Source organism: Peptoclostridium litorale DSM 5388 (assembly GCF_900141635.1).
Taxonomy (GTDB): Bacteria; Bacillota; Clostridia; order Peptostreptococcales; family Peptostreptococcaceae; genus Peptoclostridium; species Peptoclostridium litorale.
Window position 1 is genome coordinate 103,143 of sequence record NZ_FSRH01000004.1, and the last position, 13,527, is coordinate 116,669.

Genomic DNA, 13,527 nt, shown 5'->3' on the forward strand with positions numbered 1-13,527 from the left:
TGTTGTGATAAAATTGTATATAATAAAAAAATGTTTCATATGGCTGAAACTGAATTTAGAACTGCGGTTAGGTCGACAAGATTTCTGATTTGAGGTATTATGTATATACCACAAAAATTCCAAAAACAGTGCGGAATAGTGGTAGGGGGTTTTAAAAGCCTGAAAATTAGCTGGATTGGTTGGATAGAGGTTCAAATAATTTACATTTAGTGCTATTTAGTAGTATAATAATGTTAAAACACATGTTTAGTCAGCAGACATTTGGTATATTATATAATAATAGAATTTACAACAAACTTAAAAGGGGAGGGATTACAACATGTCACTTGTACCTGTAGTAGTAGAGCAAACCGGAAGAGGAGAAAGAAGTTACGATATATATTCTAGGCTTTTGAAGGACAGGATAATTTTCCTTGGGGAGGAAGTAAATGATGTAACGGCATCACTGATAGTTGCACAGATGCTTTTCTTGGAGTCGGAAGACCCAGATAAGGACATATATCTTTATATAAACTCACCTGGAGGGTCTATAACTTCAGGAATGGCTATATATGATACAATGCAGTATATCAAACCGGATGTTTCAACAATATGCGTAGGAATGGCAGCTTCCATGGGAGCGTTCCTGCTGACAGCGGGAGCAAAGGGAAAGAGATTCGCACTTCCAAACAGCGAAATAATGATACATCAGCCGCTTGGAGGAACAAGAGGCCAGGCCACAGATATCCAAATACATGCTGAGAGAATACTGAAAATGAAGGAAAAGCTGAACCAGATAATGGCTGAAAGAAGTGGGCAGGATATCGAAAAGGTAAAAGCGGATACGGAAAGAGACTACTTTATGAGCGCTAAAGAAGCAGCGGACTACGGGCTTATTGATGACATCCTTGAAAGAAGAGTGTAGAGCTTATAATAATTAAAGAGGTGAAAAAATGTCAAGATTTGATGACAAAAAACATCTGAAGTGTTCTTTCTGCGGAAAGTCACAGGATCAGGTAAGAAGGCTTATAGCAGGCCCTAACGTATATATATGTGATGAATGTGTTGAGCTTTGCCAGGAAATAATAAAGGAAGAATTTGAAGACGTTATAGAAAGTGAGATAACAGGTCTTCCAAAGCCGCAGGATATCAAGAAGATACTTGACGAATACGTAATAGGTCAGGAGACGGCGAAAAAGATGCTGGCTGTTGCGGTATACAACCACTACAAGAGAATATTCAATTCAAATGCGGATGTGAAAGATGACGTCGAGCTTCAAAAGAGTAACATATTGATGCTTGGACCTACTGGTTCAGGAAAGACTCTTCTTGCTCAGACGCTTGCAAAGATAATAAATGTGCCATTTGCAATAGCTGATGCGACTTCGCTTACAGAAGCCGGATATGTTGGAGAGGACGTTGAAAACATACTTCTAAAGCTTATACAGGCGGCAGACTATGACATAGAAAAGGCCGAAAGAGGTATAATATATATAGACGAGATAGACAAGATAGCTAGAAAATCGGACAACCCTTCTATAACAAGAGACGTGTCGGGCGAGGGTGTTCAGCAGGCCCTTCTTAAAATACTAGAGGGAACTACTGCAAATGTTCCGCCTCAGGGAGGAAGAAAGCATCCTCATCAGGAATTCCTTCAGATAGATACGAGCAAAGTACTTTTCATAGTTGGAGGAGCTTTTGACGGAATAGAAAAGATAATCCAAAAGAGAACAGGGCACAAGTCGATAGGTTTTGGAGCTGATATTGAAAGTGAAAAGGATATAGACCTTGGAAAGATATACGCGCAGGTTGAGCCTGAAGACCTTTTGAGATTCGGTTTGATACCGGAGTTCATAGGAAGGGTTCCTGTAATAGCATCGCTTGACCTTCTTGACGAGAATGCCCTTGTGACTATACTGAAAGAGCCTAAAAACGCACTTGTAAAGCAGTATAAAAAGCTGTTTGGAATAGACAATGTCGAGCTTGAATTTGAGGACGAAGCGCTTATATACACGGCTAAAAAGGCCATAGAAAGAAAGACTGGCGCCAGAGGTCTTAGAGGAATACTTGAGACAGTAATGATGGATGTAATGTTTGAAATACCTTCAAGAGACGATATTGAGAAAGTTATAGTAACAAAAGAATGTATCTCGGATTCTAAGGAGCCTCTTGTGATATTTAAAAACAGCAAGCTTAAAAAAGAAAGTGAAGAGGAATCAACAGCGGGAGAGAGTGCTTAATATTCATATGATGAATGCAAAAGGGGCTATAAAGCCCCTTTTAAAATTATGCCGGTAAATCCGAAAAACAGTATTACCGGGATAGGGTGTATTTTTTTGAACTGAATGAGAAAAAATGAAAAGGCCATTATAAACAAGGAGGCGGTGTCGAAGTCTCCTCTTTTGAAAATGGAAATGGCAGCTGAAAGTATAAATCCTATTGTGAGCGGCCTTAGCACGCCAAATAGCCTGGTTAAGAATTTCGAGTCCTTGTGCTTTTCCATAAGGGGCGAACATATGCCAAGGGTTATTATTGAAAATGAAACTACGGCAGCTGTTGCAGCTATGCTGCCCGGAAGGCCGAGGAGCTTGAAGCCTATAAATGTTGCGCTGTTTGTAGCTATGGGTCCTGGAGAACTTTGAGATATTGCAAGCAGGTCGAGGAATTCTGAGTAGTTCATCCAATGGTTCTTTTCTATTATTTCCCGTTCTATAAGGGGAAGCATCGCGTAGCCGCCGCCAAAGCTGAACATACCTATTTTAAAGAATGCAATATACAGCATCATTATTTTGTACATAAGCTGAAAACACCTCCAGTCAATATCACGAATATCGGATTGATGTTGAAAACCGCAACGAGTGCGAATGAGAATGCAAACAAGGCGATATTTAATCTGCACTTATCCATTTTTGAAAAAAGCCTCGTAAATGAATAAGCCAAAAGCGCTACCATAACAGGGCGTACCCCGTAAAAAAAGCTTTTGAGAAACCAAAGCTCACTGCCCACACTGTATATATAGGAAAGGGCGAGTATTGACAGGAAAGAAGGTAGCACTATCCCTATGCAGCAAAGCGCACTGAGGGCATATCCTCCTATTTTGTATCCCGTCAGAAGGGAAAGGTTTACGGCTATCGGTCCGGGAAAGCTTTGGGCTATAGATATTATGTCGACGAACTCATCTGGGGAGAGTAAGTTTTTTTTTATGGTCAGCTCATCTTCTATTATGGGGATCATCGCATATCCCCCACCGAATGTAAAGAATCCTATTTTGAGGAAAATCAAAAAAATTTCAAACAAGAAAAAGCCTCCTTATAAATGTGATTTATAAATGTATTATATCACACATGAATCAGCCGGGTTTTGTTGAGCAAAAAATTTACAAAAATAACAAGATTCATAATTAGGATGTGCAATTTGCTTTTACATAAAAATTTGAATCTGCTACATATTGATTTATACTGATATACTGAGCATATAATTGTTGAAAAAAAAATGTGGTAACTATATAATAGTAAGGGATTTAAGATAACTTGGAATTATGGAATATTTAGACTATAAATGCTATGCTTGACGTATTTTTTATGCAGTATTTGGCTGGAGCATATAAATTCAAGCAGTGAGGAGTGATAAAATGAGTAAAAATTTCAAATTTAAAGAGCACACGCTAACGCTCATACCCCTTAGGGGACTGGCAGTTTTTCCATATATGGTACTCCATTTCGACGTGGGAAGGGAAAAATCAATAAACGCCCTTGAAGAAGCAATGGTGGAGGAGCAGCTTATATTTTTGACTTCTCAAAAGGAAGCTGAGATAGACATACCTACTACGGAAGATTTTTATCATGTTGGAACAATATGCAAGATAAAACAGATGCTAAAGCTTCCGGGAGATACAATAAGGGTTCTTGTGGAAGGTGTATCAAGAGCCAAGATAAAAGAGATAATTGATGAAGAGCCTTATTTCAGAGCAATTCTTGAAGAGGCGGAATACGAGCAAGACGATGAAAGGGACAAGGAAACGGAAGCCCTTATGAGAAGCGTCATGGATGCGTTCGAAGAATATGTGAACACTGGAAACAAGATAACTCCTGAAGTGCTTTTGACTCTTTCTGACATAGAAGAGCCGAGTAGGTTTGCAGATACAGTGGCTTCGAACATGAGCCTCAAGCCAAAGCAAAAGCAGGAGCTTCTTGAAATATTTGATCCCAAGGAGAGGCTTGAGACTATATACGCAATACTTCTCGAGGAAATTGAAATACTTGAAATAGAAAAGACAATAAGCCTTAGGGTTAAAAAGCAGGTCAACAGGCTTCAAAAGGAATACTATCTCAGGGAACAGCTTAAAGCCATACAAAAAGAGCTTGGAGAGGACGAAGAGACTCTAGACGAGATAGAGGAGTACAAGGAAAAGCTTCAAAAGCTCAAAATAAATAAGGACGTCAAGGAAAAAATAGGCAAGGAGATAAAGAGACTTTCGTCAATGTCCTCGTCTTCTGCTGAATCTGCGGTAATAAGAAACTATGTCGACACTTTCTTTTCTCTTCCTTGGAACAAGGAGAGCAAGGACAAGCTGGACATAATTGAAGCTCAAAAGATACTTGATGAAGACCATTTCGGGCTTGAAAAGGTCAAGGAGAGGATACTTGAATACCTTTCGATAAGAAAGCTTGCAAAATCCATGAAAGGACCTATACTTTGCTTTGTGGGACCTCCGGGAGTCGGAAAGACTTCCATAGCCAAGTCCGTAGCAAGAGCCATGAACAGGAAATTCGTAAGGGTTTCTCTTGGTGGAGTAAGGGATGAGGCTGAGATAAGGGGCCACAGAAGGACTTATGTAGGTGCAATACCGGGAAGAATAATAAATGCCATGAAAGAAGTGAAGACTAAAAACCCTGTGTTCCTGTTTGACGAGATAGACAAGATGGCATCTGATTTCAGGGGAGATCCGGCATCTGCAATGCTTGAAGTGCTGGATCCTGAGCAGAACAAGGAGTTTACAGACCACTATATGGAAATACCATTCGACCTTTCGAAGGTGCTTTTCATAACCACTGCAAACAGCCTGAGCACAATACCGGGACCTCTTAGGGACAGGATGGAGATAATAGAGCTTTCAGGCTATACAGAGGTTGAAAAGCTTGAAATAGCCAAAAGACACCTTGTGCCAAAGCAGATAAAGGAGCACAATCTTGAAGAAGGTTTTGTGAAAATGTCAGACGGCACCATATTGGATGTGATAACCCACTATACTAGGGAATCAGGAGTCAGGACGCTTGAGAGAACCCTTGGAAGGCTTTGCAGAAAGGCTGCCAAGAAATATGTTGAAGATCCAAAGCTCAAGCAGGTTAGAATCACATCGTCAAACCTTGAAAAATACCTTGGCAAGCACAGGTTCACATACCAGAAGGCTAATGAACATCCTCAGGTTGGAATAGTTACAGGTCTTGCGTGGACACCTGTTGGCGGGGACACTCTTTCAATAGAGGTTGCCCTTATGAAGGGAACTGGAAAGCTTGTTCTAACTGGACAGCTTGGAGATGTCATGAAGGAGTCTGCTCAGACAGGGCTGTCTTTCATAAGATCCAAGGTGGAAGAGCTTGGGCTTGACGAAGAATTCCACAAGAACACGGACATACACATACACATACCGGAAGGTGCGATACCAAAGGACGGCCCTTCGGCAGGAATAACGATGGCTACGGCTGTGATATCTGCCCTTACTGGAATAGCTGTAAGAAGCGATGTTGCCATGACGGGAGAGATAACGCTTAGAGGAAGGGTTCTTCCTATAGGAGGGCTAAAGGAAAAGACTCTTGCAGCGCACAGGGCCGGAATAAAGAAAATTCTAGTGCCAAAGGAAAATGAAAAGGATTTGGACGAGATACCTCAAAATATCAAAAAGGATCTTGAACTAGTGATTGTAGAGAATATGGACGAGGTCATGGAGCATGCGCTCGTAAAAAAAGAGGAAGATAAAAATGAAGGTTAAATCAGCGGAATTTATAATAAGTGCGGTAAACACGGATCAGTACCCTGCAGAGGGGCTTCCAGAAGTGGCTTTTGTAGGAAGGTCCAATGTAGGAAAGTCATCTATAATAAACAGCCTTTTGAACAGAAGGAACATAGCAAGGACAAGCCAGAATCCAGGAAAGACAAGGACCATAAACTTTTTCAAAGTGAACGATGAGTTCCACTTCGCAGACCTTCCGGGATACGGATATGCCAAGGTTTCAAAGACGGAGCAGGCGAAATGGGGAGGGATAATGGAAAGATACCTCTCAGACCGTGAAGAGCTAAAGTGCATACTGATACTTGTGGACATAAGGCATGAGCCTAAGGAAGACGACAAGAGGATGTATGAGTGGGCAAGACATTTTGGATATGAATGCCTTATAGTAGCTACGAAATCCGATAAGATTACAAGGGGCAAATACCAAAAGCAGTTTTCTCTTATAAGGAAAAAGCTGGGGCTTTCGGGCGAGAAGATAATTCCGATATCGTCGCTTAAAAAGACCGGAATAGACGAGCTGTGGAATGAAATCGCAGACGTATTCATAAAGAACGGATATGAGATAACAGTAGAGTAAGACATATTTAATAAATGCAAAAAGACCCCAGGTTGCTGGGGTCTTTTTTTACGAACTCTACAAAATCAGGAATGGAGTCTGTTGTAGACAGTCGGCAGAAGCTTTTTCAAAGCGACATTGACTATTGTTAATTGAATATGAAAATTATATAATCGCCGTATGATGTATATAAAAAATCAATTTTGATACTTGACGGCGATACCTGAAGGGGGTATAATTAAAATACAAACAATACCTCATAAAGGTATGGCGAGGAGGAAAGAGTATGAAAATTGACATAAGCAGTGCAGCAGTTGAAAAGCTAGAGGCGTATTTTGGCGAAAAGTCAAAAGACAAACAGAAGGATCTGGTTAGGGTATATATATCAAGGTATGGCTGAGGCGGGCCGGTGCTGTCTATAGCTCTGGACGAGCTAAAAGAAAATGACTCTTTGTTTGAAAAAGCGGGATTCAAATTTATAATGGATTCGGAACTGGCATCTAATACGGGCGGACTTGAAATAGACTATTCTACCAAGTGGTTCAGCAAAGGCTTCACTGTATCCGCTTCAAATTTCGGCGGAGCATGCTAAACTAAAAGCTTTATTGAATATAAAAACGACCTTCAAATTTTGAAGGTCGTTTTTATATTCAGTAAAAAACAGCGTATTTTGAGCTTTGTTCAGGCAATGATTATTATACCGTCTCGGGGTCTTTTTCGAAATAAACCCTTTTGGAAGTGACCTTGCACTCCTTAATAAGGCTGTCAAGTGACTTAAGGCTTTCGTTCATAGATTGGAGCGTGTCATGAGGAACGTTGTAGTAAAGGTAAAGATCCTCAAACTGCCTCGCAAGTCTTGTGAGATTTTTGTTTATTTCTATGAAGTCTTTGAATGCGGAAGAGTTTGCGGCATTCTTAAATTGACTTATGTCGTGTTTTATAAGATTTATGACTTCGTCCTTGGATACGAAGCTTCCTGCAACCATTGGATATGGGGAAAGCCTTTGGAGAAAATAATTTCCCACATTGTTGATCTGGTAGACATATTCAACTGGGATCCCGTTTATTTCAATGGATACATAGCACATTATCCCTTGGACTATTTTAACATCCGCGCCGAGCTGGTTCAGTATCATTTCGTGCTGAGTCATTTCGGTTTTCAGAAAAGCATATTCCATATGGCATTCTCCTTTTTTATTATGTATTATACACTATTATATACCCCCGGTTATAAAATATGCATCATAAAATGGGCATTTATTTCAATATAAAATACAATAAAGGGGTTATTTTTGATATAATCATAATAGAAAAAAGCCTGTGGCGTAACATGAATGGAGAATTAAAATATTATGTTTTTATTACAATTTGCAAATATACTTGTTCTTATGGCAATAATAGCAATCCCTGCAGTGGCAGTTTTTTTTATTGTAAGAGCCATGAAAGATAAGAAATTTGGCAGCGACGACTTGGACTCTAGAATAGCTGTCCTTGAAAAAAAGGTGAGAGAAATAGAAGAATACATAAATGAATCATATGATTAATATGTAGATTATGTTTTTTGAGACATTATAGAAACTAGATGAGTTTGGCGGTGACGACATAAAAGAATGCAAAGGTGATACTGAGATGGCTAAAAAGGCGGTTAAAAAATTCGATTTTATGTTTCTGATTATATTTTTATTTGGAATTACAATAGGAATACAGTTTAAGGCTGGTTATAGCGAGAGATATGAGCTGTCATTTATGGACAGGGAGATAGTCACTCAGATAAACCAGATGCAGCAGGGGAATTCAGAAATAAGCAGGCAGTTGAAATACGCAAAAAAGAAGATAAATGCGTTTGAAAACAGCTCGAAGGAAAGCGAAGAAACAAAACAGGTTAGGGAGCAGGTGGAAGAGCTAAAGCTGACACTTGGATATTCCCAGGTTTCTGGAGCTGGTGTTATTGTAAAGATAGACATAAGGGAAGATGTGAATCTAGGGCCTCTTATGGAGGAGAAAAAGTGGTTCTTGTCAATTCTCAATGACATAAAGTATTATGGGGGCGAAACAGTGTCCATAAACGGACAGAGGATAGGCCCTTATTCAGCGGTGGTACTTGCGGGAAACCACATAAACGTGAACTCAATACCCATAGTGCAGCCTTATGAAATAAGTATAGTTGGAGATAGAAAGAGCCTATTGAAGTATTTTAATGAAACCAGCATAATGATTGACGAGATGAAGGGCAGATATGGCATGGATGTCGATGTGAGAGCATATGAAAACATAACAGTGCCAAAGCTGGATGTTGAAAAAAAGCCCAAATATGTGAGGAGGTAGTTTGTTGAAATTTTCATTTGTTGAAAATATACAGCCATATGAAAATTCATGGGAGTATGGTCTTTATGAATATGACGATGAGATACAGCTCGGAGATGCAGAGTCCCATATATGCACAGTGAGGATAATAATGATAAAGCCCCATGAGGTGTATGTCCAAAAGGGGCTGACGGACAAAATGTTTTATGTGGCGGTTGAGGATTTTGAAAATGGCAAATATTCAAAAGTGGAATTAAGAAAGTCAATAATGGATTTTGTAAAAGATGAAATAATACAGTTTGAAAACGAAGACCAAATTGTCGTGCTTTTTAGCTGATGCCCGGCAGTTTGGTTTTCTGATGTGCAAATAGTTTTGGAGGTGTTTTGATTGATAAGGATATCAAATATTAAAATGACAGTTGACGATGAAATGGAGAATATAGGGAGGAAAATTTCCGAAAAGCTGAAAATAGATGAAAAAGACATAGAGGATATCTCGATAGTAAGGGAATCACTTGATGCGAGGAAAAAAAACAGCATTCATTTTGTATACACTGTAGATGCAAAAATAAAAAATGAAGAATCTCTGCTCAAAAGGGAGTCGAAGAGGAAAAACAGCGATATATCACTTTGCGAAGAAAAAAGGCAAGAGAATCTGGAAAAAGGAGAAGTGAAGCTTATTCAAAGGCCGGTTGTAATAGGTATGGGACCTGCAGGCCTTTTTGCGGCGCTTACTCTTGCACAGAACGGATACAGCCCAGTCGTGCTTGAGCGCGGCTGTGACGTGGACAAAAGAACAGACGATGTCGACTTGTTTTGGGAGACGGGAAGGCTGAGTGCAGAGTCGAACGTACAATTTGGAGAAGGCGGAGCCGGAACCTTTTCGGACGGCAAGCTGACTACAAGAATAAAAGACAAAAGGGCAAAGGATGTCTTGTTTGAACTCGTGAGATTTGGAGCGCCAAATGAGATAAGATACTCGCACAGGCCCCATGTCGGAACAGACATACTCAAAGAAGTCGTTAAAAGCATAAGGAATGAGATAATAAGGCTCGGGGGAGATGTCAGGTTTGGGTGCAAGGTCACAGACATTGGAATTGAAAATGGAAAAATAACTTCTGTAACTATAAATGGCAGCGAGAAGCTGCCGGTTCAGGCGGCAGTGCTTTCGCTCGGACACAGCGCAAGGGACACTTTCCATATGCTGCATGAAAGAGGGGTCGAACTCAGTCAAAAGCCGTTTGCAATAGGGGTAAGGATAGAGCATCCTCAATTGCTTGTAAACAAGGCCCAGTACGGAGAATTTTATGACAATCCAAGGCTGGGAGCGGCTGACTACAAGCTTACACACAGATGCCAAAACGGAAGAAGCGCATACACTTTTTGCATGTGCCCGGGAGGGGAAGTCATAGCATCAAGCTCGTCAGAAGGAGAGCTTGTCGTAAATGGAATGAGCTACCATGCAAGAAGCGGAGAAAATGCAAACAGTGCGCTTCTTGTAAATGTGGAGACAAGCGACTTTAAAAGCAGCCATCCGCTTGCAGGGGTGTTTTTCCAGCAGGAGTATGAAAAAAGGGCCTTCGAGATGGGCGGTTCAGACTACACTGCTCCAGTCCAGACTGTAAGAGATTTTGTACAGCAGAGGCCGTCAGATTCAATAGAAGGGGCTGTAAATCCCACATACAGGCCAGGAGTGAAGCCTTCGGACATCAGAATGTGCCTTCCTGAGTTTGTATGTGAATCACTTAGGGAAGGCATAGTGGAAATGAACAAAAAACTTAAGGGCTTTTCAATGGATGATGCGGTTATCACGGGAATAGAGACGAGGTCGTCATCTCCCGTGAGGATATTAAGGGATATGGAGACTCTTGAGTCTGTTAATGTGAAGGGGCTTTACCCGAGCGGCGAAGGCGCCGGGTATGCGGGCGGAATAGTATCTGCCGCCGTAGACGGCATAAGAAGCGCCCAGAGCATAATCAAAAGCTATTCTCCAGCAGAGCTGTAACGCGATTCAATAAATAAATTTAATGCTGCAGACAGGCCTATTTTGGCAGTGAAATTAAAAATATCCATAAAAGGCATGCTTTAATTTGTAAAGTTTGAAAAAATTTAACGCAAAATTAACTCTCTTAATATATTTAACATGTTCTTAACATTTAACCCCCTTGTTTTTGATAAAATGTTACAGGGAAGTGAAGGAATCATATTCGAGGAGGTTTAAAATGTTTTTTAGCATACTGTTTGGAATTTTAGGAGGTTTGGGACTGTTCCTGTATGGAATGAATCTTATGGGATCGGGACTTCAAAAGGCGGCAGGAGACAGACTTAAAAGGATAATAGAGCTTCTTACAAGCAACAGGTTTACGGGAACTCTTGTGGGAATGTTTGTAACAGCCATAATTCAGAGTTCTTCAGCAACCACAGTAATGGTCGTAGGTTTCGTAAATGCGGGAATAATGAACCTGGGCCAGGCTGTGGGAGTGATAATGGGTGCCAATATAGGTACCACTGTTACAGCCCAGCTTGTATCGTTTAAGCTTACAGATATTGCACCTGTAGCAGTGGGTGTCGGAATGATAATATACCTTTTCTCATCAAAGGAAAAGACAAAGCAGGTTGCGGAGATACTTATAGGTTTTGGTATACTTTTCATAGGTATGGATTTCATGAAAGATGCTGTAAAGCCTCTTAGAGAATTTGAGGGATTCAGGACAGCTCTTGTGAATTTTGGAAAGAATCCTGTACTGGGAATACTTATAGGGTTTGGACTTACTGTAATAGTTCAAAGTTCGAGTGCCTCTATGGGTATACTTCTTGCTCTTGCATCTGAAGGATTAATGCCGCTTAGTTCTGCGCTTCCTATACTTTACGGAGAAAACATAGGAACATGTGTGACTGCGCTGCTTTCGAGCATAGGGGCGAGCAAGAATGCAAAGAGGGCTGCCATAATGCACCTGTGCTTCAACATAATAGGTACACTTCTATTTATAGTTCTGCTAACAAAGCCTATAGCGCACATAGTTACGCAGCTTGATCCTGGAAACGTTACAAGGCAGATAGCAAATACGCATACGCTTTTCAACATAACAAATGTTATAATACAGTTCCCATTTGCAATGTTCCTTGTGAAAATAGCTACTACACTTGTTCCTGAGAAAGAAGGGGAAGAGAAGTTCAAGGTTACAAAATATCTTGACCCAAGGATAATGGAAACTCCAAGTATTGCTCTTGCCAATACTGTAAGAGAATGTCTTCACATGGGTAATGTTGCAAAAAGTTCCCTTGAAAATGCAATAAACGGTTTTATAAATAGGGACGTTGAAGAGATAAAAGAGACTTTTAAAATAGAAAAAGACGTAAACGAACTGGAAAAGTCTATAATGGACTATCTCGTGAAGCTTTCGAACAAGGAACTTGGCGAAGGCAACAGGGAAATAGTGGACGGGCTTTTCAGTACAATAAATGACATAGAGAGAGTCGGTGACCATGCGGACAACCTCGCGGAACTTGCCCTTGATGTTCTTGACAAAAACCTTGTCTTTTCAAATGAAGCCATAAATGACATCAGAGTAATGTACAAGAAGACCATGGAGGCTTACGAGGGAGCACTTGAAGCCATGAAAACAGGTGACAAGGATGTGGCTCTGAACGTAATAAGGATAGAAGAGCAGGTAGATGTAATGGAAAGATCGTACAGGATGAACCACATATACAGGCTTAACAAGGGTCTTTGCAATACTGAGGCGGGCATAATATTCCTAGACATGATAAGTAATTTTGAGAGGATTGCGGACCATGCTTCGAACATTGCCAGGGCGGTAATTGACTCATTGACTGTAAAGTCAGCATAAAATGGATATAAAAGCATATTGATGGTAAAATAAAAGGTAAATCCTTCAAATTGAAGGATTTACCTTTTATTGATTTATAAGGCTATTTATGTCCTTGCAGATTGAATGGCTGTGGCATATAATTTCATCAGATTTTATATAGCAAAATGGTATCGGCATGATTCATTGTAAATATAATGAAAAGGTGGAATGAAGCATGGGAGGTAGGCTGGAAAGGGATTTTTACATGAAGGATCCTGTTGAAGTTGCAAAAAAACTTTTAGGGAAAATAATAGTTAGAAAGCATGGGGGAACAACTTTGTCTGCCATGATAGTAGAATGTGAGGCGTACAGGGGGTCAGGGGACAAGGCCGCACATTTTAACGGAAACAAGATTACCGATCGTACAAAAGTGGTATATGAAAAAGGCGGGCTTGCATATATATACCTTATATACGGAATGTACAGCTGCTTTAATATTGTAACCGGAGGGGAGGGGGAAGCGGGAGCCGTTCTTATAAGGGCTGCCGAGCCGATTGAGGGGATCGAGCAAATGTGTATTAACAGGTTCGGGAATTATGAAAACCGACACGGGAACATAAAAAATATTACAAATGGACCCGGAAAGCTGTGCATGGCAATGGGCATAGACCGAAGCCTGTACGGAGAAGATCTTTGCACAAGTAGAAAGCTCTATATAGTTCAGGGAAAAGATATCGAAAATGATGATATGGTGTCTTCCAAAAGGGTAAATATAGATTATGCCCAGGAGGCGAAGGATTTTCACTTTAGGTTTTACATAAAAGGGAATAGCTTCATATCAAAAAAATAGAAAGAGTTTGAAAGGG

The 13,527-nt window shown here is 40.4% G+C and carries 14 protein-coding genes; 11 read left to right on the forward strand and 3 right to left on the reverse strand.

Annotated features, from left to right (window positions below; translation table 11 throughout):
* The first annotated feature begins 319 nt into the window (after positions 1-319).
* Positions 320-904, forward strand: coding sequence for an ATP-dependent Clp endopeptidase proteolytic subunit ClpP (gene clpP, locus BUQ87_RS04985; protein ID WP_038267670.1), 585 nt, complete (start codon positions 320-322; stop codon positions 902-904).
* Between the two features lie 28 nt (positions 905-932).
* Positions 933-2,219, forward strand: a complete 1,287-nt coding sequence (clpX, locus tag BUQ87_RS04990) for an ATP-dependent Clp protease ATP-binding subunit ClpX (RefSeq protein ID WP_038267673.1) — start codon at positions 933-935, stop codon at positions 2,217-2,219.
* Positions 2,220-2,245: 26 nt separating this feature from the next.
* Here clpX and BUQ87_RS04995 read toward each other — a convergent pair whose 3' ends face one another.
* Together BUQ87_RS04995 and BUQ87_RS05000 are read right to left on the reverse strand one after the other, a co-directional pair.
* Positions 2,246-2,776: a chromate transporter gene (locus tag BUQ87_RS04995; RefSeq protein WP_038267674.1), complete on the reverse strand. Its 531-nt coding sequence runs from the start codon at positions 2,774-2,776 to the stop codon at positions 2,246-2,248.
* Positions 2,764-3,276 (reverse strand): chromate transporter, encoded by a 513-nt coding sequence (locus BUQ87_RS05000; RefSeq protein WP_038267678.1) that lies wholly within the window; start codon positions 3,274-3,276, stop codon positions 2,764-2,766. Before BUQ87_RS05000 ends, BUQ87_RS04995 begins: the two co-directional genes overlap by 13 nt.
* 334 nt (positions 3,277-3,610) lie before the next feature.
* Between BUQ87_RS05000 and lon the strand changes: the two genes are divergently transcribed.
* The 3 genes from lon (at position 3,611) to BUQ87_RS15765 (ending at position 7,137) form a co-directional block, all read left to right on the forward strand.
* Positions 3,611-5,968: an endopeptidase La gene (gene lon / locus BUQ87_RS05005; RefSeq protein WP_038267680.1), complete on the forward strand. Its 2,358-nt coding sequence runs from the start codon at positions 3,611-3,613 to the stop codon at positions 5,966-5,968.
* Positions 5,958-6,566, forward strand: a complete 609-nt coding sequence (gene yihA / locus BUQ87_RS05010; protein WP_038267681.1) for a ribosome biogenesis GTP-binding protein YihA/YsxC — start codon at positions 5,958-5,960, stop codon at positions 6,564-6,566. The genes lon and yihA overlap by 11 nt, the downstream gene beginning before the upstream one ends.
* A gap of 265 nt (positions 6,567-6,831) precedes the next feature.
* Positions 6,832-7,137, forward strand: a complete 306-nt coding sequence (locus BUQ87_RS15765) for an iron-sulfur cluster biosynthesis family protein (protein ID WP_334292806.1) — start codon at positions 6,832-6,834, stop codon at positions 7,135-7,137.
* A 103-nt stretch (positions 7,138-7,240) separates the two neighbouring features.
* Here the strand turns inward: BUQ87_RS15765 and BUQ87_RS05020 are convergent, their stop codons facing one another.
* Complete coding sequence (locus BUQ87_RS05020; RefSeq protein WP_052636373.1) at positions 7,241-7,723, reverse strand: hypothetical protein; 483 nt, start codon at positions 7,721-7,723, stop codon at positions 7,241-7,243.
* Between the two features lie 174 nt (positions 7,724-7,897).
* Between BUQ87_RS05020 and BUQ87_RS05025 the strand changes: the two genes are divergently transcribed.
* The 6 genes from BUQ87_RS05025 to BUQ87_RS05050 all read left to right on the forward strand — a co-directional run bounded on the left by BUQ87_RS05025 (position 7,898) and on the right by BUQ87_RS05050 (position 13,511).
* On the forward strand, positions 7,898-8,089 hold the full coding sequence (locus tag BUQ87_RS05025; protein ID WP_038267686.1) for a FeoB-associated Cys-rich membrane protein: 192 nt from the start codon (positions 7,898-7,900) through the stop codon (positions 8,087-8,089).
* Between the two features lie 85 nt (positions 8,090-8,174).
* Positions 8,175-8,870 carry a DUF881 domain-containing protein gene (locus BUQ87_RS05030; RefSeq protein WP_038267688.1) on the forward strand — a complete coding sequence of 232 codons (696 nt, stop codon included), beginning with the start codon at positions 8,175-8,177 and terminating at the stop codon, positions 8,868-8,870.
* Between the two features lie 4 nt (positions 8,871-8,874).
* Complete coding sequence (locus BUQ87_RS05035; protein WP_038267691.1) at positions 8,875-9,186, forward strand: hypothetical protein; 312 nt, start codon at positions 8,875-8,877, stop codon at positions 9,184-9,186.
* Positions 9,187-9,237: 51 nt separating this feature from the next.
* Positions 9,238-10,854, forward strand: coding sequence for an NAD(P)/FAD-dependent oxidoreductase (locus BUQ87_RS05040; RefSeq protein WP_038267693.1), 1,617 nt, complete (start codon positions 9,238-9,240; stop codon positions 10,852-10,854).
* Positions 10,855-11,071: 217 nt separating this feature from the next.
* Positions 11,072-12,700, forward strand: a complete 1,629-nt coding sequence (locus BUQ87_RS05045) for a Na/Pi cotransporter family protein (protein WP_038267696.1) — start codon at positions 11,072-11,074, stop codon at positions 12,698-12,700.
* 196 nt (positions 12,701-12,896) lie between these two features.
* Entirely contained in the window at positions 12,897-13,511 is a 615-nt protein-coding gene (locus BUQ87_RS05050; RefSeq protein WP_038267698.1) for a DNA-3-methyladenine glycosylase, read from the forward strand.
* Positions 13,512-13,527: the final 16 nt, after the last annotated feature.